This window comes from Nocardia sp. NPDC058666 (genome assembly GCF_042714895.1).
Lineage (GTDB): Bacteria > Actinomycetota > Actinomycetes > Mycobacteriales > Mycobacteriaceae > Nocardia.
The window spans coordinates 1-1,374 of the sequence record NZ_JBHXRY010000078.1 but is presented as its reverse complement, the minus strand read 5'-3'; the positions used below and the strand labels follow the sequence as shown (position 1 = coordinate 1,374).

The 1,374-nt window shown below is 66.5% G+C and carries 1 protein-coding gene; it reads left to right on the top strand.

The annotated features are described in order from the left end of the window. Positions 1-403 precede the first annotated feature (403 nt). Entirely contained in the window at positions 404-1,258 is an 855-nt protein-coding gene (locus ACFWVD_RS28590) for an RNA polymerase sigma factor SigF (protein WP_379248002.1), read from the top strand. Positions 1,259-1,374: the final 116 nt, after the last annotated feature.

The window sequence follows — 1,374 nt, the reverse complement described above, 5'->3', positions numbered from 1 at the left end:
GCTCATCACGGGTGCCCTCACCGTGTTCGTCCTCTTCGTGATCATCACCCAGCCGAAGAGGGCTGCCGAGATCGTCGAAATAGGCTTCCAGGGGATATCGGATGCCGCATCCGGCATCGGCGAGTTCATGACCGAACTGGTGCGCTGACCCGTACGCTGAAGCGGTTCCCGGACTTCCGGCCCCCCACTCCGACGGGTGGGGGGCTTTTTGTATACCCACCACTGGGCATAATGCCCCCTTATGCCCAACTTGCCCTCAACACGGCGATATACGGTGCTTGCACACAGTGCACATCTCTTGTGATGCTATGACCGCTTTTGATGGATGAGAGTTGACTGAAGGGGTGGCGTGACCGTGCCGGCCAGTACTGCGCCTCAAGTGCCACCCCAGCAGGACCCCCAGGTGCCGCCCCAGTCGGAGCCCCAGCGGGAGATGCGCCAGGAGCCCCTCCAGGCGCCGCCCGAGGAGCCCCCGGTCGCACCGAGACCCCCGAGCAGGGGTGCGGACACCCGGGCCCTCACCCAGGTCCTCTTCGGGCAGCTGAAGGGCCTGGAGCCGGGCACCAGCGAGCACAGCCGGGTGCGCGGGGCGCTGATCGAGGCCAACCTCCCGCTCGTGCGGTACGCGGCTGCCCGCTTCCGCAGCCGCAACGAGCCGATGGAGGACGTGGTCCAGGTCGGCACCATCGGCCTGATCAACGCCATCGACCGGTTCGACCCGGACCGCGGCGTGCAGTTCCCGACCTTCGCGATGCCGACCGTCGTGGGCGAGATCAAGCGGTACTTCCGCGACAACGTCCGCACCGTCCACGTACCGCGCCGCCTCCACGAGCTGTGGGTCCAGGTCAACGCCGCCACCGAGGACCTCACGACCCTCCACGGCCGCACCCCGACCACCGCCGAGATCGCCGAGCGGCTGCGCATCACCGAGGACGAGGTGCTGTCCTGCATCGAGGCCGGGCGCAGCTACCACGCGACCTCCCTGGAGGCCGCCCAGGAGGGCGACGGCATGCCCGGACTGCTGGACCGCCTCGGCTACGAGGACCCGGAGCTGGCCGGGGTCGAGCACCGCGACCTCGTCCGCCACCTCCTCGTACAACTGCCCGAACGCGAGCAACGGATCCTGCTCCTGCGGTACTACAACAATCTGACGCAGTCACAGATCAGCGTGGAGCTCGGCGTCTCCCAGATGCACGTCTCCCGACTCCTGGCCCGGAGCTTCGCCCGACTGAGATCCGCAAACAGGATCGAGGCGTAACCGGAACGAGTGGAGATCATTCGCACGTTTCCCGACAGATCGGACTGATCGACTCCAGACCCCTTCTGTCGCTGGAGATATATGTCGACATGGCGCTACAGCGCGTTGCCGACATG